Genomic DNA, 24,752 nt, shown 5'->3' with positions numbered 1-24,752 from the left:
TGCATTGAATCCTCGACTGAATTTTCTCTTGTCGGAATGCCGGATATTGAGTCAATGGCCCCGGAACTGACGCCATGCCAGCGTCATTCCTTAGCGGTTCAAGCGGACTCCAGGCTTATCGCCGTCAATAAATTCGACACCGGCCGCCTCTAGGGCACGTCTGATCGCCGCCAAGTTGTTAATCGCAGGAAGCCTGCGTCCCTTCTCGAAATCGCGAATAGTACTCTCGCTCAAATTCGAGCGAGCGGCCAATTCAGCCTGAGACCAGTCCAGCAGCCCTCTAGCTGCCCGAGATTGATCGGGGGTCATCCAACCGCCATTTCATGGGACACGGTTTTCGTCTACCAGCCACGAAAAGCGTTGACATCCGCGATTATTAACGATAATCGTTTACGCTACACGGTTTCCGCTGACCGGAGTTCGATTTGTATGGGCGCGGATTTCGCAAACGATTGCAGGTTAGACGGGTCTACAGACGCTGATCTGTTGAAACTTGAGAGCCAATTTATTGCGCTGATGGCGGAGCTGGATGGCCAAGACAGCGAGCCCTCGGATGATTTCGTAACGACGACGGAGGAGGCGCTGCTCGCGCGTCTAGATCCGATAGAACGAGCGATTATGGAGAGCCCCGCAAAGACGATTACCGGCTTGAGCGTGAAAGCGCGTCACTTGGCCCACATTCTTTCCGAGTACTGGGAAGATCCGATCGATCAGATAAGCTGGGAAGGACGAGCAGTTCGCTTGCTCGTTGAGGCAATCTGTGAGGTGGCAAGGGTACCGTTGCGCACTTGAGATCAACGATCGAAAGATTGCGCTCCAATCGTCGCCATGCTCGTTGGTTGCCCTCGAACCGCGGATCGGCTGCTGGCGGTGTGGCCGGATCGTCGAGATACAGAAGGCCGATGCGGTGGCCCCTACGGTCCGGAGGCAGTCTGTCGGGACGTCGGCCAGCGCCTGCTCGACGTCTCGCGACTTCTCGATGCGGAGGCAATCACCAAGGTTGGCGTGTACAAACTCTTCAGCGCTTCGGATTTTCCAGTCGCGAGCTTCTGACGTCTTGCTTGCTTGAGCTTGGCCGAGACGCTCGGAAGAGCGAGAACATCTTCAACCGCCGACGGACTGGGCCCCTATCGCATGCGAGCAGCGGGAACGCTTCGCCGAGAGGCTGCAGGATGAGCGTCTGTCTGGACGCTCATAAGGCTGCTGCGTCGGCGCGCGGCTGTTCCGCCGTCGCGGACGCGCCGGGCTCCGCCGCTATTGCAACGTCGACATAATGATGCGATCGAACGTCCGGTCCGGTAGAAACTTCCGCATGAAGAGAATCGGTCCGGCTCCACCGCCGCCCAGATAGCGGGTTCGAGGATGTCGGGACTTGAGCGCCTTGAGAACCAGTTTGGTGATGCTGCTGGCTGGCGGCATCTTGCGCTGCCATGCCGATGACGTGCGGAGCGCCGCCACGAGCTTGGCATAGGCTCCCTTGGAGGAATATCGCTCCGCTTGCGCGATCGCGATGGGAATCCACTCGCTTTCAGTGCCGGCGGGCTCGATCACGATCACATCGATTCCGAACGGGCGCACTTCCATCCTGAGCGCATCGGAATAGCCTTCCAGTGCGAACTTCGACGCGTGGTACCAGCCCCCTAGCGGGGTGGCGATCTTCCCTCCGATCGACGAGATATTGACGATCTTTCCGAATTTTTGGACCCGCATGTGAGGCAGGCAGAGCTGCGTCAGACGTGCAACGCCGACGAGATTTACCTCCATCTGCCGACGGCCTTCTGCCATCGGCACATCCTCCAGCGCGCCCATCTGACCGTAGCCGGCGCTATTGATCAGAACGTCGATACGTCCCTGTTCCCGGATGATGCGACCAACTGCGGCCGTCAGAGAGGGGTCATCAGTGACATCCACAGCCAGGGCGACGCCACCGCCCGTCTCGATGTCGCGCATGTGCTCGACCCGGCGGGCGGCGCCATATACGACATATCCTTCCGAGAGGAGCCTCAAGGCAACGTCTTTGCCCATTCCTGAGGACGCTCCTGTGACCAGGGCTACGGGCTTTTTTCGATTGTCCATATCTGACCTTTCCGATGCTTCGCTTTGATGACCCGGAGCGGCGAACCGTAGTCGACGCTCGCAGCGAGCTCCCCCATGACCGAGTAGCCTCACTATTCGGTCGAACTCTTAGTTGAGCGCCTGCCACAACGCTTCAAATCCAGCGTCGCGGATTGCCTCCGCGTTTTCGTGATCGCGCATCATGAAATCCATCGTCGTTCCGACCATCGTTTCGACCAGGGCTCCTACATACGAAATGGGCATCGCGCGTAACGCTCCGTTCGAGGCGGCCCGTTGCACGATCTCCACGGCGCCTCCGGCGACCGTCATTGCCGCCCTCCGGCTATCCTCGGTTATTTGATTGGATACACTGAGTTGGGCCAGGGTCCGGCGCTTGGAAGGGCTGGAGACGCCCCAGGCCGTCCAGCTCATCCAGAGATGGCGGAGCTGATCGCGGACGCTTCCGTCGTCCGGCATCCGCTTCATGATCGCGTCGGCCAGTTCAGACTTGAGCTCGACATAGACCGCGTTGAGCAATTCGGCTTTCGTACCGAAATAGGTGAACACAGATCCATGCGGCACCCGCGCTCGCTTGGCCACATCTGCCGTGGCAGCGCCAAGCCCTTGTTCGGCGACGAGATCGATCGTCGCCGCCAAAATCGCGTTTCGCTTCTCTTCGCTTCGCGGACGCGCCATCCTCGCCACCTCTGGACAATAAATGAGTGATCACTCACGCTTTTTCAAGAGGCGCGTTGCGCTTTTTCGAGGTCTCCCGGATTCTGCAAGTGCATAAATGGATTAGCCGGACTACAGCCCGCCGGCCAACTTCCCCACGTCCCGCCGAAGTGATCAATCACGACGGTTTGGCCGACTTCGCGGCCCGGCGAAATCGATTGTCAGACGTCGGAGCGCACACGCGCGAGGATCGTCCTGGTGAAGTTGGAAGCTATTCCCAAACTCATGCGCGACGCCACTTTCGATACGAAGTTCTTAAAATCGACCGGTGCGCCGTCATCGCCCCGATCCGAGATGACCCGGACAACGGCGAATGGAGCAGTGAACTCAAAACAAGTCTGGGCAACCGCAGCGCCTTCCATTTCCACGCAACTGAGGTCCGGCAGGACTTTACGCAGATCACGAAGGAATGCGACATCGGTAACGAAGCGATCACCCGTGGCAATCAGACCGGTGACGACCCTTGGATTGCCCACACCGAGCGAGGCGCGCACGTCGTCGCCTATCCAGGCCTCGAGATCGCCTTTCACGAAATCGTCTGCTGCCTTGAGTGAGGCCGACATCCAGGAATCATCGGCAGGAAAGCGCGAGCGACCCAGCAGCGGGATCTCGAATTTCGAGAACGCCGGAATAGCCGAGGCATCCATGTCGTGCTGAAGAAGATCGGTGGCGACGACAACGTCGCCAAGGCGAAGGCCCGGATCGGCAGCGCCCGCCACACCGATGAAGAAAATGCCGTCGACGCCGAAGCGCGAAAGCAGCATCGTGGCGGTCACAGACGCGGCAACCTTGCCCCAACGGGAGAACACCACGACCACATCAATGCCGTTCCATGTACCTTCGAGATATTCGCGTCCACCAATCCGGTGCATGCGCGACGTCTCGAGTTGTTCGATGATACCCGAGACCTCCTCCGGCATCGCCCCCATGATTCCGATCTTCATTCCGATTCCATTTCGCTCGTGGTGGTCGCCTCAACGCGGCGCAAGATGATCACCGGCCTCACCTTGAATACTTCGGTCGCTGGCGCGGCTTTGCCGACAAGTCCCGTCACACGTCCGTTTTGCCGGCTTGATCGATCGTACCGCGAGGCCGCGTCGTGATGTCGACGACCGATCATGGATCCTACGATCGGGCTTGAGCCCCGCTCGTACATTGCCAACCGTTTCGCTTTGAACGTTGTCAGCCGCGCGGCAAGGTCTCGTTGCAGGCCGTCGCCATCGCTTCCGCCGATGGACAGAGCAACCGAGTGGGATGTTTTGGAGCTTGCTCCGTGCGTCGAAACGATGATTTTGATCGGCATTGCGAGTACCTAGCTCAGCGTCTTCATGACGACGTCGCGAAAGTGTTCGCGTTCTGTCATTCGCCCTGGCGCGCTCGCGGTTTCTCCCGAATGGATCCCGCATCGACGCGAAAACCCGGTGGCCGGCCTTGGCCAGAGTTTCGGCCATGTCTCGTCCGAACTCCGTGCTCGCCCCTGTGATCAAGAGAGTCTTGGGCATGCCTGGCTTCTCGTCGGGCAATCCTGGCAACATGCCGGAGAATTGCGCTGGCTTTCTTGAAGCCTGATGACTCGATTGAACGTCCATGCTTATTCGCGAACTCTCCGCTCGGACCTCGCAAACGCCGTGCCGCCCCGCCTCTATCGCGTAAAAGAAGAACGACCTCTCCAAAATACGGATCGGACGACGAATTGTTACGGCAAGAGACCTCGACGGCCTGACAGCGAAGCCATCAAGAGGACCAGGGAAGCCGCCAAGAGCACCACGTCCTTCAGAAGGAATTGACCCGGCAGCGCCGAGATCGCGGGAAATCCGCCTGCGGTTGCTTCGACGACGCCCGGCGTGGATAGCATGAAGGTGATCGTAATCATGTAGGTCGCGATCGACATTGCGGCACCTATCGCCGAAATGATTGGTACAAAGGCGCCGACTGTCAGGCCCGCGGCTGTTGAAAGCTCCAGCACGCCGATGACGTAGCTCGCGCCCTGAGTTCCGAATGCGGTGTGCAGCCAAGCCAAAATGGGACTGTGCGCGATGAAGGGAGCGATTCCGTTCGCTTCGTAGGACGTGAACTTCATGCCGCCGAACCAGAGGAATACGATCACCAACGCCCATCGCAGCAGGGCCAGGTTCGATGGATTTGCAGAAGATCGTTCGGCAACCGAGAGGATCGGTCTATCGCGAAAGATTGTCATGGGGAATTCCTTTCAAGCGGCGTCGAAGCGAGGCGTGGCTGGAGGGCACAGCTGCATCGGCGCGCACGTGTCGCGACGTCAGGCCGAGGGCCCGAAAGCGGCATCGATCTCCGGCCGCGCGAGATGCGCGACTGCGTTGACCAGCGTTTTCGCCGACACCGCCAAAGCAATCGCTACCGCCGCGCCGCGGTCGTAGCCGGCCGCCCTGAGCCCACGCACGTCATGGTCGGACACTTGCGTTCGTCCCGACGCAATGGCGGTGGCGAAGTTGCGAACCGCCTCGAGCTTGAGATCGCTCAACGGATGGCCCATGCGAAGGGCTTCGACGGTTTCTCTCGACGCTCCGAGCTTTTCCGCGAGGGTCGAATGTACGGCGATGCCGTAGTCGGCGGCATTGGCCCGGCTTGCAGCGACCATTGCAACCTGCTGGGCGACCGGATCGAGAGACGTCGCCGCGATCGACTTGAGGACGTAAAGATAGGCATCCAGTGCGGCCGGCTCGACCGCGATTGCATAGCCGAGATTTGGTATGAAGCCGAAAGCATCCTTCATGGCGTCGAGATAAGGTCGGGCCGCTGCGGGCACCGACGTCTCGTTCAGCGGACCGAACAGTGCAACCCCCTGCTCCGCGTCGAGCGTACGAGCCAGGAAGGCGCGGATGATCGTCGCAACCTCATCGAGGTTCGTTTCGAGGGGGAAATGGCCGGCGTCGACAAAACGGACTTTCGCATCCGGATTATCGCGACGGAACGCCTCCGCTCCCGCCGGCAGGAAAAAGGGATCGTTCTTGCCCCATACCGCAAGGATCGGAGGGCTATGCTTGCGGATGTATGCCTGAAAGCTCGGATAGGCGGCGACGTTCGACTTGTAGTCGCCGAACAGATTCAACTGGATCTCGTCGTGATGCGGCAGATCGAGGAAGTGCTGGTCCAGCGCGATGCTTTCCGGGGCAATCATCGACGGATCCGACGCGCCGTGCTCGTACTGGAATCGGGTGGTCCCTTCCTGGAGGAAGGCGCGCAGATTGGTACGGTTGACCTCGCTCGGCTGCTCCCAATAGGTGCGGATCGGATTCCAACCCTCGCTGAGCCCCTCTTCATAGGCGTTTCCGTTCTGCGAGATGATCGCGAGGACACGCTCCGGGTGCGCCAAGGCGAGGCGGAATCCTATCGGAGCGCCGTAGTCGAACACGTACAGTGCGTAGCGCCTCAGACCGATCACGTCCGTAAAGCCTTCGATCATCTGGGCAAGGTGATCGAACGTGTACGCAAACACTTTCGGATCAGGAGCGTCGGAGAAGCCAAATCCCGGCAGATCCGGCGCAATCACGCGGTACTTGTCGGACAGCCGCGCGATCAGCCCACGATACTGATGGCTCGAGCTCGGGAAACCGTGCAGCAGCAGGAGGACAGGCGCGTCCTCCGGGCCGGCTTCGCGATAGAATATCTTGACCGGTGCGCCGCTCTGGCGGTCGCGCACCTCGATGGTGCGGAATTTCGGGCTGAAAGGCAACTTAACCTCCATCTGGGTCGGCACGAGGGTGCGGCCGCCTGCACAATTGCCATCATTGGCAATGAGCGATGGCCGTTCTTGAATTTCGATCCCGCAATTGGACGTCGATGCTACTCATCACGGCGACGAAATCGCGCGGCCCGACCTGCAGGAGGGAGACGCCTCAGAACCACGCGCCGGCCAGCGCGGATCAGTATGCCGGGCGCAATCGCGCAGCATGCGGCGCCACGCGCGCGGCGGCAGCCCCTCGGTACGGCTGAAGAGACGCGTGAGGTACGACTGATCGGCACGCCCACAGGCGAGCGCGACCTCCGCGATCGACGAATCCGACGTCAGGAGCAGCGCGCTTGGCCAGATCGAGGCGATTCTTCGTTACGTATTCGGAATAGGAAGCGCCAAACGCCTTCTTGAAGGCCCGCGAGAAGTAGCCAGTGCTCATATCGACCAAGCGCGCAACGTCCTGGATGCGGAGACAGGCGCCCAGATGCGCGTTGATGTACTCTTCGGCCTTCCGGATCTTCCACTGCGCGAGCGCCCTGTGCTTCGTCCGCTTGGGTTCCGACGACTCGCTCAGAAGCGCGAAGGCGTCTTCAACCCGGCAGCGCCCCGCACCGGGATTGTCATCGAGCAACTCCAGGGCTTGTCGAAGAAGTTCCAAAACCAGCCTCGGTGTGTCTGGACGCCCCACATCATCGTCGTGGGGCCTTCCGTATGCGGTCATGCCGACAAACCCTTGTTAACATCGGCATCCACCCTGGGCTGGGATGCGTGTTCCGGCGAGTTCAGGCGCGTTAAATGGCGTTAAACCGCGATCACGCCGCGGCTTGGACCACAGATTTGCTTCGGTCCAGCCTGCGCCGGCTCTCGCCTTCCCTGATCCCTACAGCCTCTGCTTCTGCATGAATGCGATGACCAAGCGCGCCACCTCGTCCGTCTGCTCATCGAACACGAAGTGACCCGCGTCCAATTGATGGATTTCCGCGTCAGGGACATCGCGCTTGTATGCATCACCGCCTGCGGCGATGAACGAGGGGTCGTTCCGCCCCCAAACGACCAGGGTCGGCGGCTTGCGCTCGCGCAGCCAAGCTTGCCAGGCTGGATAGGACGCGACGTTCGTACGGTAGTCGTAGAGCAGCGCAGCCTGGATCTCTCTCTGCCCCGGCTTGGCAAGGTGCGTCATTTCGTCGGACCAGGTATCCGGATTGTAGCGTTCCGGGTGCGACGTGCCCTGCGTATGCCGCTGCTCCGTCGCGGTCGGCGACATGAAGGCTTCGATCACCTCGGGATGCCCTTTCGGATCAGCCCAATACTTCCTGATGAGCGCCCATTTGGGCCCCAGCCCCTCTTCATAGGTATTGGCGTTTTGCGCAATCAACGCCTGCACGCGGTCAGGACGAGTGACCATCATACGAAACCCGATCGGTGCCCCGTAGTCATGGATGTAGAAGCTGGCCTTTTCGATGTTCAGCTTGTCGAGGAACGCGTTCGTCGTCCTGGCAAGGTTGTCGAACGTATAAGTATAGGACGAGGGAGAAGGCGCGTCACTGTGACCGAATCCTGGAAAATCCGGCGCGATCAGGTGATATCGCGTAGCAAGCAGAGGTATGAGGGGATCATATTGACGCGACGACGAGGGAAAGCCGTGCAGAAGCACGATAGTCGGAGCGTCCTTCGGACCGGCTTCGCGATAGAATATACTCAATCCATTGACCTCGACCCTGTGATAGGTCGTCGTCGCATGCGTCGCGGTTAGCGGCTCGGCGCTCGCCACGCCGGCCAGCACTGAAGCCGCCGCTGCCGTTGCCAAGATGGTCCTCATGTTTTCTCCGTTCGAACTCGATGTGATGACGGTCAACGGCCAGCAGATTGACCGCCGTCAACGTGTAGAATTTCGCCGGTTACGAACGACGCGGTCTCGAGATACAGAATCGCTCCCACGATGTCGGCAATCTCGCCCATGCGGCCCATCGGATGCAGCGTTGCTTTGAGCTCGTACGTTTCGGGCGAATGCATCGGCGTCTTGATGATTCCAGGCGATACGGCGTTGACCCGAATGCCGCGACTTGCATATTCGATCGCCAAACTCCTGGTGGCGGCGTTGATGCCGCCCTTCGTCAATGACGCGAGCGCGGACGGAACCTTCGAGTTTCCGAGCTCGCCGAGGGTCGTCGTCACGCTGACCACGTGCCCGCTTCCACGCTTCTCCATGGCTTCAATCGCCGCCTGGGTGACGTAGAAGAATCCATTCAGGTTCGTAGCGAGCATCAGAGCATATTGATCTCGCGTATATTTCGTGAACGGCCCGGGCACAAATGCACCTGCATTGTTCACCAGCGTATCCACCCTCCCGAAACGCTCGAGCGCTTCTGCGACGACACGGGGGCCGGTCGCGGGGTCGCCGATGTCACCCGCCACCGTGAGAACATCACCGTCCCCGGATGGTTTGATCGTGCGCGCCGTCGCGACCACCCGATAGTCCTTCCTGCGATACGCTTCGACCAGCGCTTCTCCAATTCCCCGCGACGCGCCGGTGACGATGACGACTTTCTTTTCGTTACTCATGATGGACTCCTTGTTCTTCATCCAAGGCTTGCGAAGTCGATTCCGGCGGCGCCGACGAGACCTGCAGCCGCGATGCCGAATGCATGAGAAATCTTGGGACAACGCCCGCGACGACGCCGCTACCAGCGCCGAGCGCGAACATGACAATGGCGATTGCCAAAAGACGGCGATCCATCATGTTTCCACCGCGTTTCTATTCGCGTCCCGCCAGGAAAATCGCTTCGGCCACCGCTGCTTCGAATGCGCCCGCCGGATCCGGATTGAGGAGCGTCGGCTGGAAGCGGATGGTGGTGATGTCCGTGACGCCGGCTTGGTTCAACCAATCGCAAAGATAGGTGGAGTGATGGTCGATGCCGAAGGCGGGCGACGGCATGGACGCACCAAACGCCCCGCTCGTCAGTGTCAGCACCGCCTTCTTGTTCTTCAGAAGCCCGAAGTAACCGGTCTGCGGATCGAGGCCCCACAACAGCCCGGGCTGGTGGATGAGGTCGATGAACTGCTTGAGGCGGTACGGAATGCCGCCGTTCCACATCGGCACCGCCATCAGGTAGCGGTCCGCTTCGATGAAGCGATTTGCGATCCCGGTGATCTCGTCCCAGGCGGTCTTCTGGCGGCCTTGATGAGCCTGACCGATCAGGACCGCAATCTTGGCCGCAACCTTGTCGCCGTCGAATTCGGGAAGTCTCTCCGCAGACAGATCGAGCGTATCAACGAGGAGAGCCGGAATCCGCTCACGCAGCTCGGCCAGATAGGCGTCCGCGATCGCCGTGCTCTTCGACTCGTTGCCGCGGGGAGAAGCCTTGATGTAGAGAATCTTTTCCATGTTCATGGTCCTGTTTCGGAGCAAGCGGCTCCGTGGCGTGCACCGCTGTCCCGGGCTGCGCTTTACGATGGGTTCTGCTGGGACCGGCCATTGGCCGGCCGATCCCCGGTGGTCATGCTGCCTTTGCCGCGGCTCTTACTTGCCGCCGAAGGCTGCCTTGATTTCCGTGGCGACGCGCGGTCTGTTCTCATCGAGAACGAAATGACCGCTGGCTGACGGCGCGGACATCAAGACGTCGCTCCGGTCTCGGCTCGGCGTCAACACAATCGACGCGGCGATTGACGCTGCCCTCTCTGGAGCCGGGCTCATCCGCGCGGTTTCCTACCAGGTCGCTGAACATGTCCGGGCTGGACGATTGGCCCTCGTCCTGGAACAGTTCGAGCCGATGGTCCGCCCGGTTCACCTTGTCTATGACGCTCAAAACCGATTGCCGCTGAAGCTCCGTGCGTTTGTCGATTTTGTGGTGCCGCGCCTGCGCCGACGCATGGTTGAGGTTGCGCTCGATTCGCGCTCAAAAGCTGGCTGATCATTGCATCCGTCGGGTCATTCCGATTATCAGTCGGCGATGCCGCCGCATGACGATGCCGTCTGGCATGACTGGCGCGACGAAACGGCCCGCCGCGATCGCCTTCTCAATGCCTTCTATAGGCCGCCGGAGACGACGATCGTTTCACCTGTGATCCACCGGGCTTCCTCCGATGCGAGAAATGCCACCACCGGCGCAATGTCGTCGGGTTGCCCTAAGCGGCCGAGCGGCGTCATGGCGATGAACGCCTTTTCCATCTCGCTGCCGATGATCTTCGCGGCGTGCGTGCCCTCCGTCTCCACGGCTCCCGGGTTGATCGAATTCACCCGGATCTTGCGCGGACCGAGTTCCTTCGACAGCGTACGCGTAATGGCATCGACGGAAGCCTTGGTCGCCGTATAGACTGTCGTACTGGCTGTCGGTTGACGGCTGGCGATGGAGCCGATGTTCACGATACTGCCGCCCTCAGCGCCGAACCGCGCGACTGCCGCCTGCGTCGCGAGCAGCAGGCCGAGCACGTTGGTGTCGAAATGACTCCGGTATTCGCTTTCGGTGATGTCTTCAATGGCGTGGAATCTGTAGATGCCGGCGTTGTTCACCAGAATGTCCAGGCGACCGAAATCACGAATGGCCGTTACAAAAATGCGCTCGATGTCGGCCGCCTCGGCGACGTTCCCCTGGACGGCAACGGCCTTCCCGTTGGCCGCCAGGATGTCGGCGACGACACTCTGCGCGCCCGCCTGATCCGTCGAATAGTTCACGACGACCGATGCACCCTCAAGGGCCAGCCGCCGAGCTATGCCGGCCCCTATGCCTTTCGACCCGCCCGTCACCACGGCAACCTTGTTCGAAAGTCGTCCTGGTCCCCTGCTTGATCCCGCTTCGAATGTACTGTTTCTCATCATCTCACTCCTGTTGTTCACCCGTCGGACCGAAGCGTTCGGTCCGCACCTTGCTCGCCGCGTGTCCCATCGCGACGAGGTGACCGGCGACCGTCTCGACGAAAGCCGTCGGCCCGCACACGAAGACATCCGGATCGTCCGCCGGCATGAACTCGCGTCGCGTCAGCATCACACGTCCGATCCTGCTGCGCTCGCCGCGCCAGCCTGGAGGCGCCCCCCGGGTGATGGTGTGGGTCAGCACGACTCCGTTGGGTAGTGCCGCAAGCGCGTCCAGTTCGTCGCCGTAGATGATCCTGTCCGCGTTGCGCGACGAATAGAGCAGACGCGCAGGCCGCTTCGACTTCGCCGATGCGCGCGTACGCAGTATCGACATGAGCGGAACGATCCCCGCCCCTCCAGCGACCAGCAGCAGACCATTGTCCTGCCGCGGGGACCAGACGAAATAGCCACCGATGGGGCCACGCAGTTCGATGCGATCCCCAACCGTCAACTCTTCGTGCAGGAAGCCGGACACCTCTCCGTCTGCAACCAGATCGACTGTCAGGTCGATGCGGGACCCGAGCCCGCCGGCCGACGCGATCGAATAGCTGCGCTGTGCGACGTAACCATCTTCGGCCGTCAGCCGCAGATCGACGTGCTGGCCGGCAAGATGGCCGGGCCAGCATGGAACGTCGAACGTCATCGTCTTGACGGACGCTGTCTCGCTACGGATCGCGACGACGGTAGCCACAAGCCAAGGGATCGACGCGACCGGCGCATTCATTCCGGATCACCGTCGTATCGCTGCTCGCGCCAGGGATCGCCACGGCGGTGATAGCCGCGCGACTCCCAGAAGCCAGGGTCGTCCTCATTGCGGAAAGCCAGACGACGCACCCATTTGGCGCTCTTCCAGAAATACAGATGCGGCACCAGGAGGCGGGCCGGACCGCCATGGGATGGCAACAAGGGAAGATCGTCGAAGCGGGTCGCGATCATCGCGCGGCCTTTGATCAGGTCCGAGACGAGCAGGTTCGTCGTGTAGCCGCCGTCGCAATAAGCCATCAGGTAGCTGGTCGGCGGGACCTCGACGGCGGCCGCGCGGAAGATGTCGTCGATCGTCACACCGCGCCAACGCGTGTCGAACTTGCTCCACTTCGTCACGCAGTGGATATCGGTTTGCAGTTCCGTTTGAGGCAGCGCCTCGAACTGATCCCACGTCCACGTCGCGATCAGAGAGCCGCCGTTCTGCAACGCCAACTTCCAGTGATCGACCGGGGTATGGATGGTCGGCCCCGCCGTCAGCACTGGAAACTCCGGGGTCAAGAACTGTCCGGGCGGAAGCCGCGCGCGATCTGCCATACCGGGGCGGCGCTCGCCTTTGAAACCTCTGGTCACGTGCACGATGGCACCTCCGTCGCGGATCCTATCACCGGTCGAGACATCGCTCCGCCAACCGCTATTGCTTCAACGGCGGATAGCCGAAGGTGTAGATCCAATCCGTCGATCGCGCCGGCACGTGACAGCTCTGGCAGTCTGATTTGTAGTCCGTCGAGGTCGTCTTGTTCGCATTTCCGGCGTCGAACCAGGACCAGCCCCAACCGTCACCCCAGAGCTTATTCCCGGCGTAGTCGTTCTTGGTATCACGCACCATCAGAAACCAGCCCACCAGCTTGTCTTCGCGGCTGACGGTTCCGGTGGTCATGTCCTTGGTCGTGGCTTCATAGACCTCCTTCACCAGCACCGCCCCTTCCGGGAAGTGCCCAGTCTTCCGGAAGGCTTCTATCGTACCCGGCGAGGTGTAGACGACGTGCAGCTGCTTGGCGCCCTGGCCGGCGTCTCCCGCGACAGACCAGGTCCCGAGGAACTCGTAGGTGGTCCTATAGTCGGGCGGAATGTGCATGTTGCCCTTCTCGTCCGTAACGGACGCTGCGGCCTTGTCGCTCGTGGCGCTTTGCGCCACTGCGTTGTCGTCGGCAAACAGAACCAGGACGCCGAAAGCTGCGGCTGCAGCTGCCGTCATGATGCGCTTCGCTTGGGATGATGCCGTCATCAGTCGAGCTTCGGATTGTCGAGGAGCGGATAGAACTGGGTCCATACTTCGTCCTTCTTGGCGCTTGCCATGTGACAGTAGGCACATTCTGACTTCGGCAACGCCTTCGCGGTCGCCGCCTTCGGTTCGTAGTGATGGAAGTTGAAGTACCCCCAGCCGCCGGTGTCCGCGAAACGCTTCGTGTCCTTGACGGTTACGTCGGCCCCGTTGAACGGGCCGCCGAAAAATCCTCGTCCCGATGGTTCGGTCCGCGATCCATCGGGATTCTCTGCCGGCAGCGTCAACTGAAGTTCCTTGAAGAAGATGGTCCCCTCCGGAAACTCGCCGGTCTGCTTGTAGATTTCGTACGAGCCCGGCTCGATATAGACGTTATGAAATTCGGGAAAATTTGCCTTCCCGCCATTGAGCGCGTTGGGCGTCAGCGGCGATCCGACGAAGACCCAGCGGTGAAAACCCTTGGGAAGCACCAGATCACCGTTGGCCGTCCACTCCGGCAGATAGCGCTGCTGTGCAGCCGGCGTCTGCGCATCGCCCGGCCGGGAGGCTGCGAGGCCGACAAGGGCGGCCACGCCGATAGCCAACGCAGCAACCGGAACTTTCTTCAACATGGTAGAGGTCTCCTGTCCGCGAAGCCGTGGCCTGATAGCCCGCGTCCGCTCTGAATTGGTAGGCAGAAAAGACAACTTTCCCGCTGCAAGGTCTTGGACGTAGATTCCTCGATTGAACCGTGGCGCTTCGGTCGGTTTGAAGGACCGCGGCTTTGAAGAGCATTCGTCTGTCCGGGATCAGATACCGGCATACCATTCGTAGCCTCGGTCCGGCCAAAAGCCGCCGTGGCCGCGACCGATCCGCGCGAAACTGTCGACGACCTCGACGCGCATCACGTATTTTGCATGCTTGTAGCCGAGCTGCCGCTCGACCCTGAGCCTCAGCGGCGCGCCATGTCCGACCGTCAGATCCTTGCCGTTCATGCCGTAAGCCAAAATGGTCTGCGGGTGATAGGCATCGACCAGATCGATGCTTTCGTAGTACTGGCCGTTGCCGTCCGATGCCTGTTCGTACTGGTCGGCGCAGTGAAACACGACGTAGCGCGCATCCGCGGTCGGTCCGGCGAGGTCGATCACGCGGGAGAGAGGCACGCCCGTCCATTGCCCGATTGCACTCCAACCCTCGACGCAGTCGTGACGCGTGATCTGCGTTCGCGGCGGCAGGCTTTTCAGGTCGGCGATCGACAAACTGAGAGGATTGCGAACCTTCCCATCGACGACCAGCCTCCAGTTGGAGAATCCGGTGTCAAGGAGACGCTGGTAATCGTCGCCACCCGGCTTGTCCGTCCCGTTCACCTTGAATTGCGGCGAAAGGTCCTTGATCTCGAACTCGCGGGCCAGCGCGCCCCGCCCGATCAGCAGGCGCTGCACGCGCATCGACAGGGTCTGCTCGATACGTTGCACGGCATCGCCGATATGCTCGTTGTCGGCAAGCGAGTCGCATCCGCCGAGAGGCGCAGCGGCGGCGACCGCAGCGGCTCCGGTCAAGAGCTGCCGCCGAGAGATGCCGGCGGGCTTCGGCGAGGGCTTCATGCCGACTTCTCCGGCACGATTGCATAGCGCCCCGTGATCATGGACCGCAAATTGTTCAAGACACCGGACGCGAGGACCGCAATAAGATGGATCAGGACGAATCCGACGATGGAGAACGCCGCCGCGAAGTGGATCGTGCGCGCGGTCTGCCGTCCGCCGAGCACCCCCGCGAGCCACGGGAAAGCGGCGTCTGCACCGGGCGACATCGTCACGCCGGTCACGATCATCAGCGGCAGCAACACGAAGATGACGGCGAGATAGGCGATCTTCTGCAGGGCGTTGTAGCGGCGAGCCTCCTCCCCCTTGGGGAAATGCAGCCGAGCATGATCCGCAATCTGCTGCCTGAGGTGAGCTAGTCCCAACTGGTCGGTCTCAAGTACGAGGTCGCGTCGAAAGTGACCGGCGAAGATGCCGTAACCCAGGTACGCCAAACCGTTGAAAAGCAGAAACCATGCGAAGAAGAAGTGCCAGCGGCGGCCGGTCGCCAGATCGGTATATCCGGGAAAGGTGATCCACGACGGAAAACCGCGCTCCACTGTCTCTCCGTTTCGCTTGGAAACACCCAACATTCCTGTGGTCGGGATCGTCAGCCCGCCTACGCGGAGGTAACCGTGCAGATCGTCGTCGCCGCCGCGAGTGCCGATCTCGAGGATCGGCCGATCGGCGTCGGCGCCATAGGACCCGACGTACAGCCGCGGATGCGCATTGAATATCTGCAGGCCCGTCATGAGCAGAAACGTCAGGCACACGACGTTGAGCCAGTGCGTCACTCTCACGACGATGCTGTGACGCCGGACGAGCACCGGCGTGAATGATGCGAACGTCGATTCAGACACCTGGGCTGCTCCTTATTTCCACCTCGCGGAGGTGCCGGCACCCGGGCCACCGAGTGCCGGCGGGACGATCAATTCTTCTTCATCGCATCCGATTTCATGCCGTCTTTCTTCTCATCCGAATGCATCGAATCCTTCTTCATGGAATCCTTGGCCATGTTGTCCTTCTTCATGGCGTCGGACTTCATCGCATCGGACTTCATGCCGTCCTTCTTCATGGCGTCCTCTGCGTGAGCCGAGAGCGCGCCGAACGCGAGACTGGCGGCAACGACGACGGGAGCAAAGGTTTTCGAGATGGAGTGCATGGGGTGCCTTTCTCAGTCGTGGTCGGGCGACATGCCCGGCCGATCCGGGGCGGGTTCTGGACTCGCCAATCGCAGAACGCTTAAGCCGATTTAGCGGCGACACCGTCATCGCTTCTTGAACGTTGCGGCCGCGATTGGATTCCCATGCGTTGCGCGCTGGCGCCGGCACTTCACGAATGCCGTCCTCCAGCTGATGATGTTGGGCGAGACGCGCCACGGAGTGCGAGCCCTACCGCGCGGGATAGGGCAAAGAGAGAAATCCCGACCAGGTCGTCATTTGGGTTTGTCGCTGCCGCGGTGCTCCGAGGCACACGCGCTTGCCGCTTCGAATTGAATTCACCGAAAAGGCGGCTGAGAACACAAGCTAGACCAGGGGGCCCGGCAGCTCGACAGATTGGCTCAGCCGGGCCGGCCGTTTGGTCATCTGTCGCCGCCAGGCTTTGGGAGGAACGCCCGTAGCGCGACCAAAGGCTCGCGTCAGATGCGCCTGATCGCAGAACCCACAGGCCAACGCGACCTCCGAAATCGGAACGTCGGTCGTGAGCAGCAAGTGCTTGGCGCGCGCAATCCGTGCCCTGAACACGTATTCCTTGTACGCAATGCCCTTGGCTGCCTTGAAGGCGCGCGAGAAATGGCTAGCGCTCAGGTTGACCTGGCTTGCGACTTTCTCCATCGACAGGACTGTATCAAGATGCGCCTCGATGAACTGCTGCACGCGCCGGGTCTGCGAAGCCGACAGCAACATGCGGTTAGCTGGCGAAACGTCCTTGTTCTGCACAAGACTGAATGCATCCTCGATCCGGCGGCGAGCCGTCTGGCGGTCCAGATCGAAGTTGGCGAGCGCCTCCCCCAGCAGGATAGCGAGCACATCGGCTTCCGAACGTGACCTGGATATTGCACTCTGCAAAATTTGAGACATGTGTTCACCACCCGTTTGGTCGTGAACAATGACCCTCTCTGTCGAAAGCTGTGAATAAGACCGTGTAAAAAGGCGTTACAACTCATTATCCTTGGAGGAACGCCCCCCGTATTCGCGGAGATCCTCCAAAAGCCGGCGCGCGGTGACGAGATCCTGGGTTTCGAAACCCTCGGTGAATTGCAGATACAGCGTCTCGAGCACCTCCTGAGCACGACCCCGCTGTCCGCGTTCGCTCCAAAGCTTGGCGAGCGGGATCGCGCCACGCAGTTCCCAGCTCAAGGCGGCCTGTCTATGGGCATTTTCAATCGAACGCAGGAGCGATTCCTCCGCCGCATGGAAATCCGGCACGGTCAACGCAAGCAGAACCTCCGCTCGAACCCTGAGCAGATCGGGCATCCAGAAGTCCCAACCGGCTCCCTCTGCGAGCGCCAGAGCTTCATCCGCGATGACGATCGCCTCCTCTGCCCGACCGCACTTCGCCAACCCATCGGCCAGGGCGCATGCCGCCGCCGGCGCCCGGACATTATAATGCTGGCTCCGCAAGGCTCTTCGCGCCTCTTCGAGAGTCTCGACGCCGCTTTGCACGCGCCCCCGCGCCACCATGATCTCGCCCGACAATTCGAGACACGATGCACGAAGCGCGCCTAGCGAATACTTCCGAGCGAGCCCCTTCGCGACGTCCAGAATACGCTCAGCTTCATCAAAATCGCCCGTCCAGATGAAGACCACGCTCCCGTAGAGATGAGCATGGCAGGACGAAATTGGTGATCCATCGCCTCCCGCTTCGCTGATCGTGCGATACGCCGCATCGCGCGCCCGATCTGCAAGCCCGCGCAACCACAAGCAATGCGCAAGCCCGATACCGGCCCGTATTCGATGATTGAGCCCGAACATGTCCGCCGGCACCAGCCCCCCATCCGAGGCCAGTCTGAATCCCTGTTCGAAATGGCGAAGTCCCGCCAGCTGATCGCCAATGAACCTATGAGTATCACCCAGGGCCCACTCGGTGATCACGTTTGCGGTCTTGCTCCCAATTTGTTGAGCAACCGCTTCGCTTCTTTCGGCGACCGCCAAGGCCGAACGATAGTCACCAAGACGGAAAAGAAAAATATGAAGCCCGATGAGGAAGCGGTATTGGCGCGGACCATCGCACAGCGCTTCGGCGATGCTCAAGCCACGTTCGATCGCCTGCCTGACTTCGGCGCTATTCCCATGCGTGGACATCAACGAAATGGCGAGAGCTCCTTGGATCTCGATTTCGATCGACAGCGTATCAGGCAGGTCCTTCAGGGCTTTCAACGCTTGCCTGCACCACTGCACGCATTCTTCGTATAGCGATAATTGCAGGAACAGGGGCACGGCCCCGGCCGCGAGTTCAACACCGATGGCGAAGCCTTTCGGGGTCGACAGGCTCCATGCAAGGGCTTTGCGTATATTATCCAGATGCGGGATGGTCGCGCCCGCTGCGGCCTGGTCGAGCCCCTCGCCCGCGAGGCCGGACCGGAGAACAGAGAGGAAGTAGGAGGCATGACGTCCTGCGACCGAATCCGCGTCACCTGCCTCGAGAAGCTTGGTTGCCGCATAGACGCGGGTCGTCTCCAACAGACGGAAGCGAGCTTCATTGTCCTGAGAGGACGCCGTAACCAATGATTTGTCGACCAGGCCTATCAGCGCGCTGCTGAATACGTGTGATGAGCTCAATCCGTCAGCAGCAACGGAGCGAGCCGCGTCCATTGTGAACCATCCCGCAAGAACGGACAGATCACGGAATAGAGATTGCTCGTCTGCGGACAAGAGCTCGAAACTCCAGTCAAGCATCGCCTTCAATGTCTGGTGCTCGATCCGAGCGCTTCGCAAACCCTGCAGGAACAATGCCGCTCCACTGTCCAGGAGATCGGCAATTCCACGGATTCCATACCTGCCAACTCGACTGGACACGAGTTCTATGGCAAGCGGAATCCCGTCCAGCCGACGACAAATGCGTGCCACTATCGAGGCGTCCATGTCCTCCAAGACATGCACATAACCACTCGCAGCAGCTCTCTCCATGAAGAGCTGCACTGCGGGAAACGCCAGCGCTTCACGTGCCGACGAAGCGCTATCCACCGGCGTTTCGAGGGCCGAAAGAAAAAAGACATTCTCGCCTTCCGCACGCAATGCCTCCCTGCTGGTCGTCAGGATGTGGACTTGCGGCGCTTCGCGATAGATTCGCTCGACGATCGAGGCGACCCCTTGAATGACATGCTCACAATTGTCGAACACAAGCAGCATGTGCATGTTTGCGAGGGCCGCCAGCAACGACGTTTCCGGCTCCACTCCCGGGATCAGGCATCCTGCTGCCGCTGCAGCGGCGCTCCCAATTGCCGCCGGATTTACCAGCGAACTCAGATCGACGAAGCAGATCCCGTCATGACCAAAGTCGTCCTTGAGCAGGTGGGCGGCCGCGATGGCCACCGTGGTCTTTCCGATGCCGCCCGGCCCGACAATACTCACGAAACGCCGAGCGACAAGAAGTGAAGACAGTTTCGAAACGGTTTCGGCTCGACCAATCATTGAATGAGGATGAGGTGGCAGGCTGCGCAGGCGCGTGGGATCGATGGCAGTCCCGGTTCTTTCGAGATCGGCTGCCGACCCCGAGCGCAGTTGCTCGACAAAGCAATAGCCGCGACCAGCGACGTTGACGATGTACCGGCTCTTGCCGCGACCGTCCCCGAGCACCTTCCGCAGCGCGGCGATATGCACTCGAAGGCTCGCCTCCTCGACGGTGGTATCCGGCCAGACCAGATCCATCAGGACCTGCTTGCTCACAACCTGTCCGCCCCGGTCGGTCAGCGCAATCAGCAGATCAAGGGCTCGTCCGCCAATATCAACAGGCTCATTGTCACGGAGCAGCAGGCGCTCTGTAGCCTTCAAGCAAAATGGTCCAAACAACAACGTCTGAGTCATACGCACCTGACGGCGGTGAGATGTTCATCGGCCAAAATCACCGGTTCCTGCTTCTTTTGCAGCTTTTTGCAATTTTTAACACCCCTTCGGGATTGCCATCTTCAAGAATATCGTCTTGCGGAACTTCCAGTAGCGCGAGCAGCATCTCCCGTACCAATAATTGCGACCGATCAGTGGGTTATGAAGAAACTGCCGCTCAAAGTGCTGGAGGTGCTAGCACGAGCGTGCGGGATGGAGGAGTGAGAAGCCGGCATCACCGGACCATCGACGAGTTCCACGCGGTGCCGGTCTCGGTGTCAAACGAGTGCCTGGTTCGGCACAAATGACTATTCAGTTTCCGCCAGCGCAATCGCGCGACCGGTTGAGTGCCTATGCCCGGATGCATCAGCAGCAGCAGCCGGGACCGTCATCGCATCGCGGCGTTTCTTCGGTGCCCGCCGCCTGCTCTGGCCAGCACCGCCATCGTTTTGCCGAGCCTCGGCTCGAGCTCGCACGACCGCGGCACCACATGAAGGCCGAGACGATCAAGGCGAAGTGCCCAATGCGAGGTTCAACCGCTGGCGGTAGATGCCAGCGACCTGCTCACCGGGCAGCGGTGAGCGCCGGCGGCCTGAGGACAGCTTCGTCCGCACCGCCTCGAGCTCACGCTCACGCAGGTTCTTCAGCAGATCGCGCTGTAGGACGCTGCGCTCGCCCTGGCGTCTCGCCAGCCCTCGCTGGGCGAGATGCTCGGCCCGCTCCCGCAGCGCGCCCTGACCTCGCCGTCAACCCCGCCCGTAGGTAACGTCGATCATCCATTGGTTCGACATCGTCGTTGTGGCGGACCCGAACCGCTCCAGATTTTGAAGACGCCCCCGCATCGGCCGCCGGATGTTGGGGTCCGGCGCTGCCTGCACCTCGGGTCACAGATCAACGGCGCCGACCTCGTCAGCGGCACTACGGAGTTCGCGGCCGAGCCGCGTCCATCGCCCCGCCGTCACGTCTCGTTCGAGCGCTTGGCGGATCCCGTGCTCAGGCTTTGGCCCAACTTGATCCCGACAAGTTCTTCGGCGCGGGAACGCAAGCCCCGGCTGACGCAGTCTCGGGAGATAACGAGATCGGCGCTGGCCTGGTCGACACTGCGCACCAGCACATGGATGTGCGGCTTGTCGGTGTTCCAGCGATCGACCGCGATCCAGAACAGCCGCGTCCCCAGATCGGTCTTCAACCGCCGCATCATGTCGCGCGCGTAAACGCCCTGAGGTCGGCCATCTCGGCCGCCTCTCCGGTGAGACGATGAACCGGAAATGATGCCGGCCCCCACTGCCCGCCTTCTCGAACTCAGCCTCGTCATCCTGATCTCCGCGGACATCGAATATGCGGCCGTCTCGCCATCACGCGTGACGCCATCGCGCTTGAGATAAGCAAGGTGCGACGACAGCGGCGCCGAGCGGAACGCCTGCTCCTTGTGTCTGACGATGCGCGCCGACCGTAATCCGGCGTGCCGGGCTGAACAGCCGCTCGCGGGCAAAGCTGAGCCGCCCCCTTCCGAACAGCGAGTGAGCGTGCGCGGAATGTCACCTATTCACTCCGGAATGCGAGGCCGCATGGCCAGCCGCATTCGCCGCACGAAGCACCCGGTTGATGAGGCTCTTCGCCTTCGGCCATCGGCTATGACGGATTCGCCGAGGCCGGACATGAACCTCCCGCTCGCCAGCGCTCACGGCGCAAGCCTCTCTGGCACACAAATGCGCGCGGTGCCGAAAACGTCGTTGTTGTCATTGAGAAAAGCCGCAGCCGCGGCACTGCCCCCGACCGACCGGCACGGTTGAACGCAAGCCATCTCAATGGCTTGCCGTTCAACCGGCGAGCCGCTTTTATCTTGCCTGAATAATCGGGCGTCTGTAAGCGTCCGGTCTCTGCACGCCTTCCCCCTGGTGTGTTGTCGTTTCATTTCGAGTTCTCTGCTGCTGTGGAGAATCTCCGGTGGGATCCAAACATTTCGAGAACAGAGCGCGCCGCGAATGGTGGTCGCTGCACATCGAAGCGTGGCGTCGCAGCGGTCTCGGGATCCGTAAATACTGCCAGCAACAACGTCTGACCGAGAACACTCTGCGGCGTTGGCTGAAGCGGCTGGCCGGCAATGAGACTGCGCTTAAGCTCGAGAAATATCAGACGGAATTGCGCCGCGAGCGCGCCCGGGAAGAGCGAGAAAAGGCGCTGCGAAAACAAAAGCAGCGCAGGTTTACGGTCACCTCGGATGTGCGCAATCGAGCGTCTCAGGCGTTCTGGGCGATGCATGTCGAGGCGCTGAACTGGAGCGGGATGGAGCTCCGCGCTTACGCCGCGGCGATGCAGCTGTCGCCGCATTCGCTGCGCAAATGGCGCGACCGACTGGCCGCCGGCGAGGTCACGATCGACTGGCGCGCCCATCTTCATCCCTCCGCCCGTCCGGCCGTTAGCACTAGTGCTAGGAACTCACAGCCCGAACGCCGCTTGACAGCCGCCGAAATCGGCGATCCGGCTGCGGCCAAAACGCCGACGCGGCGCTTCTTCAGCGACGAGGAAAAGCTCGCGATCGCCAAAGAACCCGAGCTGCCGGGCGCCAAGGTCTCTGCCGTTGCCCGCAAGCATGGGATCGTCACCGGGCCGCTGTTCCGCTGGCGCGCGCAGTTCGGCATCGCGCAAAAGAAGCGCTCCAAGCTCGCCCGTGTTGTGCTGCCCGACGACATGCCCGCCGCGCGCGCCTTGCGCGATCTCGTGCGTCCACCAGAAGGCATGATGGCTGTAGACCTCGCTGACGGACGGCGTGTCTTCGCTCCCGCAGGCAGCGATCCGGATGCCGCGCGGGCGCAGATTGAAAGCGGAGATGAAGCCCAATGATGTTCGTTCCTGCAGGCGTGAAGGTGCACTTGGCGCTCGGCTACACCGACATGCGCAAGGGCATGGACGGGCTTGCAATGCTGGTCCAGGACACGCTGAAGAAGGATCCGTTCTCCGGCCATCTGTTTGCCTTCCGCGGCAAGAAGGCATCGATCCTGAAGGTCCTGTTCTGGGACGGAAACGGGCTTTGTCTGTTCACGAAACGCATCGACCAGGGCGGCTTCGTATGGCCAGTGATGGCGGGCTATAATGGCTCGATCACGCTCACCCCCGGCGCAGCTCGCGATGCTGATCGAAGGCATCGACTGGCGCGCGCCAGAGCGCATCTGGAAACCGGCGATTGCAGGATGATCTGCAAAAATCGGTGCTGAACTGAGTTGCGATTCTTCTACGAGGAAGCCGGTTCGAGTACCATCGGACATGCAGCTCGATCTCACCAATCTCCCGTCCGATCCTGAGCTTCTGCACCGCCTGGTGCGCGACATTGCCGCTGCGATCGACCATCGCGACACCGAGATCGAGCGGCTCAAATCCATCATCAGACAGCTGCAGCGGATGCAGTTCGGCCGCAGCTCCGAGCGCATCGATCCCGATCAGCTTGCGCTCGGTCTTGCGGATCTCGACAGCGACATTGGCCGCGTCGAAGAAGCGCAACCGAAGGTCACACCGGAAGCCAACTCTTCGCCGCGACGCCGTCCGCTGCCCGATCATCTGCCACGCGAGGACGTTCTGCTCGACGTGCAAGACAGGGTTTGTGGCTGCTGTGGCGGCACTCTCCATCTGATCGGCGAGAGCGTCAGAGAGATGCTGGATTGGGTACCGGCGCAGCTTCGCGTCGTGCGCACAAACAGACCAAAATACGCCTGCCGCGCCTGCAACAAGGTGGTGCAAGCCGGCGCGCCAGAGCGATTGATCGCTGGCGGTCTGGCGACGCCGGCGCTGCTCTCGCACGTGCTGATCAGCAAATACTGCGATCATCTTCCGCTCTATCGGCAGTCTCAGATCTTCGACCGTCACGGCGTCGATCTCTGCCGCTCGACGCTCGCGGGCTGAGTTGGCGGCGCATGCTGGTGGCTCGAGGCCTTGCACGAACGGCTGTGCAAGAACGTGTTCGCCTCCAACCATCTCTTTGCCGATGACACGCCGATCCCGGTACTCGATCCTGGCCGCGGACGAACCAAGACGGGACGGCTTTGGGTGTACGCGCGCGAGCAACGGCCGTGGGGCGGACCCGAACCTCCGGCCGCCATCTACCTGTTCGCACCCGACCGCAAGGCCGAGCGACCAGTCGCACATCTTGCCGCCTTCAAGGGCATCCTGCATGTCGACGGATACGCTGGCTTCGAGCAATTGGCCGACAAAGAGGGCATCACGCTCGCGGCGTGTTGGAGCCACTCGCGACGCAAGTTCTACGATGTGGCCGAAGCCACCGCGTCTCCCGTGGCAACAGAAGCCCCGCGCCGGATCGGCGAGCTCTATGCGATCGAGGCGCGCATCCGCGGCCAATTGCCTGACTACCGTCTTGCCGAACGCAGGACCTTCTCCAAGCCGATCGTCGATGCTCTGAACGTCTGGCTCGATGCCCAGCTCCGCCTGGTCTCCGGCCGCAGCACGCTTGCCGAGGCGATCCGCTATGCGCTCTCGCGTTGGCATGGCGTGACACGCTTCCTGAACGACGGCCGAGCGCGCGAACATGGTGCAGGTCCAGCGTGGCGCGTCCGAGACCGGATCGGCTTCGAGTCAGGTGTTGTCGGCGGGCGAAATCGTTGTCGCGCGACAGCGAGCGGCTGAAGCTGGAGATGCAGGCCATGCCTCGGACGTACTGGCACATGTTGATCAAGCCTGACGATTAACTTCGCCGGGCCGCGGAGTACCGTTTACGATCACCTCGTCGGTGAGAGCGCACATTCACCGCAGAGCACCAGCCTGAGGTGATCGGGTGAAGCGGGGATAGCCATCGGGAGCC

At 61.2% G+C, this 24,752-nt stretch carries 27 protein-coding genes and 2 pseudogenes; 5 read left to right on the top strand and 24 right to left on the bottom strand.

The window, feature by feature from the left end; genetic code table 11:
- Positions 1–90: 90 nt before the first annotated feature.
- Positions 91–309 (bottom strand): helix-turn-helix domain-containing protein, encoded by a 219-nt coding sequence (locus HL666_RS02885; RefSeq protein WP_172179802.1) that lies wholly within the window; start codon positions 307–309, stop codon positions 91–93.
- 120 nt (positions 310–429) lie between these two features.
- Between HL666_RS02885 and HL666_RS02880 the strand changes: the two genes are divergently transcribed.
- Complete coding sequence (locus tag HL666_RS02880) at positions 430–792, top strand: hypothetical protein (RefSeq protein ID WP_172179800.1); 363 nt, start codon at positions 430–432, stop codon at positions 790–792.
- 462 nt (positions 793–1,254) lie between these two features.
- Here the strand turns inward: HL666_RS02880 and HL666_RS02875 are convergent, their stop codons facing one another.
- The 11 genes and pseudogenes from HL666_RS02875 to HL666_RS02830 all read right to left on the bottom strand — a co-directional run bounded on the left by HL666_RS02875 (position 1,255) and on the right by HL666_RS02830 (position 9,884).
- Positions 1,255–2,025, bottom strand: coding sequence for an oxidoreductase (locus HL666_RS02875; protein ID WP_246741429.1), 771 nt, complete (start codon positions 2,023–2,025; stop codon positions 1,255–1,257).
- Positions 2,026–2,184: 159 nt separating this feature from the next.
- Entirely contained in the window at positions 2,185–2,751 is a 567-nt protein-coding gene (locus tag HL666_RS02870) for a TetR/AcrR family transcriptional regulator (protein ID WP_172179796.1), read from the bottom strand.
- Between the two features lie 200 nt (positions 2,752–2,951).
- Positions 2,952–3,734 carry a 5'-methylthioadenosine/adenosylhomocysteine nucleosidase gene (locus HL666_RS02865; RefSeq protein ID WP_210261696.1) on the bottom strand — a complete coding sequence of 261 codons (783 nt, stop codon included), beginning with the start codon at positions 3,732–3,734 and terminating at the stop codon, positions 2,952–2,954.
- A complete protein-coding gene (locus tag HL666_RS02860; RefSeq protein ID WP_172179794.1) occupies positions 3,731–4,093 on the bottom strand; it encodes a hypothetical protein in 363 nt (120 codons plus the stop codon). Before HL666_RS02860 ends, HL666_RS02865 begins: the two co-directional genes overlap by 4 nt.
- 393 nt (positions 4,094–4,486) lie before the next feature.
- Positions 4,487–4,987, bottom strand: a complete 501-nt coding sequence (locus HL666_RS02855) for a YkgB family protein (RefSeq protein WP_172179792.1) — start codon at positions 4,985–4,987, stop codon at positions 4,487–4,489.
- Between the two features lie 78 nt (positions 4,988–5,065).
- Positions 5,066–6,499 carry an alpha/beta fold hydrolase gene (locus HL666_RS34490; RefSeq protein WP_311975684.1) on the bottom strand — a complete coding sequence of 478 codons (1,434 nt, stop codon included), beginning with the start codon at positions 6,497–6,499 and terminating at the stop codon, positions 5,066–5,068.
- A 117-nt stretch (positions 6,500–6,616) separates the two neighbouring features.
- Positions 6,617–6,817, bottom strand: coding sequence for a hypothetical protein (locus HL666_RS34555; RefSeq protein WP_376698576.1), 201 nt, complete (start codon positions 6,815–6,817; stop codon positions 6,617–6,619).
- A gap of 67 nt (positions 6,818–6,884) precedes the next feature.
- Positions 6,885–7,220 (bottom strand): annotated as a pseudogene (locus HL666_RS34550) (hypothetical protein); the annotation flags it as partial.
- Between the two features lie 159 nt (positions 7,221–7,379).
- The gene (locus HL666_RS02840) at positions 7,380–8,318 is read right to left on the bottom strand and encodes an alpha/beta fold hydrolase (RefSeq protein WP_172179786.1); all 939 of its coding nucleotides are present in this window, start codon (positions 8,316–8,318) and stop codon (positions 7,380–7,382) included.
- Between the two features lie 32 nt (positions 8,319–8,350).
- Positions 8,351–9,061, bottom strand: a complete 711-nt coding sequence (locus HL666_RS02835; RefSeq protein WP_172179784.1) for an SDR family NAD(P)-dependent oxidoreductase — start codon at positions 9,059–9,061, stop codon at positions 8,351–8,353.
- Between the two features lie 193 nt (positions 9,062–9,254).
- Positions 9,255–9,884: an FMN-dependent NADH-azoreductase gene (locus tag HL666_RS02830; RefSeq protein WP_172179782.1), complete on the bottom strand. Its 630-nt coding sequence runs from the start codon at positions 9,882–9,884 to the stop codon at positions 9,255–9,257.
- Between the two features lie 208 nt (positions 9,885–10,092).
- On the opposite strand from HL666_RS02830, the gene HL666_RS02825 reads away from it, so the two are divergent.
- Complete coding sequence (locus HL666_RS02825; RefSeq protein WP_246741460.1) at positions 10,093–10,410, top strand: LysR substrate-binding domain-containing protein; 318 nt, start codon at positions 10,093–10,095, stop codon at positions 10,408–10,410.
- 116 nt (positions 10,411–10,526) lie between these two features.
- Here HL666_RS02825 and HL666_RS02820 read toward each other — a convergent pair whose 3' ends face one another.
- The 12 genes from HL666_RS02820 to HL666_RS34480 all read right to left on the bottom strand — a co-directional run bounded on the left by HL666_RS02820 (position 10,527) and on the right by HL666_RS34480 (position 21,131).
- Positions 10,527–11,312 (bottom strand): SDR family NAD(P)-dependent oxidoreductase, encoded by a 786-nt coding sequence (locus HL666_RS02820; protein ID WP_172179780.1) that lies wholly within the window; start codon positions 11,310–11,312, stop codon positions 10,527–10,529.
- Between the two features lie 4 nt (positions 11,313–11,316).
- On the bottom strand, positions 11,317–12,075 hold the full coding sequence (locus HL666_RS02815; protein WP_172179778.1) for a ferredoxin reductase: 759 nt from the start codon (positions 12,073–12,075) through the stop codon (positions 11,317–11,319).
- Entirely contained in the window at positions 12,072–12,650 is a 579-nt protein-coding gene (locus HL666_RS02810) for a molybdopterin-dependent oxidoreductase (protein WP_172179776.1), read from the bottom strand. Before HL666_RS02810 ends, HL666_RS02815 begins: the two co-directional genes overlap by 4 nt.
- Before the next feature lie 97 nt (positions 12,651–12,747).
- Positions 12,748–13,311 carry a cytochrome P460 family protein gene (locus HL666_RS02805; RefSeq protein WP_172179774.1) on the bottom strand — a complete coding sequence of 188 codons (564 nt, stop codon included), beginning with the start codon at positions 13,309–13,311 and terminating at the stop codon, positions 12,748–12,750.
- Between the two features lie 29 nt (positions 13,312–13,340).
- Entirely contained in the window at positions 13,341–13,949 is a 609-nt protein-coding gene (locus tag HL666_RS02800) for a cytochrome P460 family protein (protein WP_172179772.1), read from the bottom strand.
- A 177-nt stretch (positions 13,950–14,126) separates the two neighbouring features.
- A complete protein-coding gene (locus tag HL666_RS02795; RefSeq protein ID WP_172179770.1) occupies positions 14,127–14,921 on the bottom strand; it encodes a molybdopterin-binding protein in 795 nt (264 codons plus the stop codon).
- A complete protein-coding gene (locus HL666_RS02790) occupies positions 14,918–15,757 on the bottom strand; it encodes a cytochrome b/b6 domain-containing protein (protein ID WP_172179768.1) in 840 nt (279 codons plus the stop codon). The genes HL666_RS02795 and HL666_RS02790 overlap by 4 nt, the downstream gene beginning before the upstream one ends.
- 68 nt (positions 15,758–15,825) lie before the next feature.
- The gene (locus HL666_RS02785; RefSeq protein WP_172179766.1) at positions 15,826–16,059 is read right to left on the bottom strand and encodes a pentapeptide MXKDX repeat protein; all 234 of its coding nucleotides are present in this window, start codon (positions 16,057–16,059) and stop codon (positions 15,826–15,828) included.
- A 364-nt stretch (positions 16,060–16,423) separates the two neighbouring features.
- The gene (locus HL666_RS34050) at positions 16,424–16,927 is read right to left on the bottom strand and encodes a helix-turn-helix domain-containing protein (protein WP_172179764.1); all 504 of its coding nucleotides are present in this window, start codon (positions 16,925–16,927) and stop codon (positions 16,424–16,426) included.
- Between the two features lie 126 nt (positions 16,928–17,053).
- Positions 17,054–19,891 carry an ATP-binding protein gene (locus tag HL666_RS02775; RefSeq protein ID WP_172179762.1) on the bottom strand — a complete coding sequence of 946 codons (2,838 nt, stop codon included), beginning with the start codon at positions 19,889–19,891 and terminating at the stop codon, positions 17,054–17,056.
- 557 nt (positions 19,892–20,448) lie between these two features.
- Positions 20,449–20,634: a hypothetical protein gene (locus HL666_RS34485; RefSeq protein WP_311975692.1), complete on the bottom strand. Its 186-nt coding sequence runs from the start codon at positions 20,632–20,634 to the stop codon at positions 20,449–20,451.
- 266 nt (positions 20,635–20,900) lie between these two features.
- On the bottom strand, positions 20,901–21,131 hold the full coding sequence (locus HL666_RS34480; protein WP_311975683.1) for a hypothetical protein: 231 nt from the start codon (positions 21,129–21,131) through the stop codon (positions 20,901–20,903).
- A gap of 758 nt (positions 21,132–21,889) precedes the next feature.
- Between HL666_RS34480 and tnpA the strand changes: the two genes are divergently transcribed.
- The 3 genes and pseudogenes from tnpA to tnpC form a co-directional block, all read left to right on the top strand.
- Entirely contained in the window at positions 21,890–22,786 is an 897-nt protein-coding gene (tnpA, locus tag HL666_RS02765; protein ID WP_172179760.1) for an IS66 family insertion sequence element accessory protein TnpA, read from the top strand.
- 29 nt (positions 22,787–22,815) lie between these two features.
- Positions 22,816–23,157, top strand: coding sequence for an IS66 family insertion sequence element accessory protein TnpB (gene tnpB / locus HL666_RS02760; protein WP_376698572.1), 342 nt, complete (start codon positions 22,816–22,818; stop codon positions 23,155–23,157).
- Positions 23,158–23,206: 49 nt separating this feature from the next.
- Positions 23,207–24,469 (top strand): annotated as a pseudogene (gene tnpC, locus HL666_RS02755) (IS66 family transposase); the annotation flags it as partial.
- Positions 24,470–24,752 lie beyond the last annotated feature (283 nt).

Source organism: Bradyrhizobium aeschynomenes, from assembly GCF_013178945.1.
Classification (GTDB): Bacteria; Pseudomonadota; Alphaproteobacteria; order Rhizobiales; family Xanthobacteraceae; genus Bradyrhizobium; species Bradyrhizobium aeschynomenes.
This window is presented reverse-complemented; position numbering and strand designations above follow the sequence as displayed.